Origin of the sequence: Dactylosporangium aurantiacum (assembly GCF_000716715.1) — a bacterium.
Classification (GTDB): Bacteria; Actinomycetota; Actinomycetes; order Mycobacteriales; family Micromonosporaceae; genus Dactylosporangium; species Dactylosporangium aurantiacum.
Map to the genome: position 1 here is coordinate 1 of NZ_JNYJ01000148.1, position 526 is coordinate 526.

Below are 526 nucleotides of genomic sequence, written 5' to 3' on the forward strand. Positions count from 1 at the left end.
TCATCCCCGGCGACGGTGACGTCATCGAGGGCATCGCCTCGGTCGACGAGTCCGCGATCACCGGCGAGTCCGCACCCGTGATCCGCGAGTCCGGCGGCGACCGCAGCGCCGTCACCGGCGGCACCAAGGTCCTGTCCGACCGCATCGTCGTGCGCATCACCCAGAAACCCGGCGAGAGCTTCATCGACCGGATGATCGCCCTCGTCGAGGGCGCGAACCGGCAGAAGACGCCGAACGAGATCGCACTCAACATCCTCCTCGCATCACTGACCATCATCTTCCTGCTCGCCGTCGCCACCCTGCAGCCCCTCGCCATCTACTCGAAATCGGTGCAGGCGTTCGCACCCGACAGCCTCGCCCTCAACCGCGACGGCGTCACCGGCATCGTCCTGGTCTCACTCCTGGTCTGCCTGATCCCCACCACCATCGGAGCGCTGCTGTCCGCGATCGGCATCGCCGGCATGGACCGCCTCGTGCAACGCAACGTCCTGGCCATGTCCGGCCGCGCCGTCGAAGCCGCCGGCGA

1 protein-coding gene is annotated in these 526 nt (G+C 68.1%); it reads left to right on the top strand.

Annotated elements, in window-relative coordinates:
• Positions 1-526 (top strand): P-type ATPase actuator domain-containing protein (locus OP18_RS50695; RefSeq protein ID WP_033368025.1); only part of this gene is annotated, 526 nt, incomplete at both ends.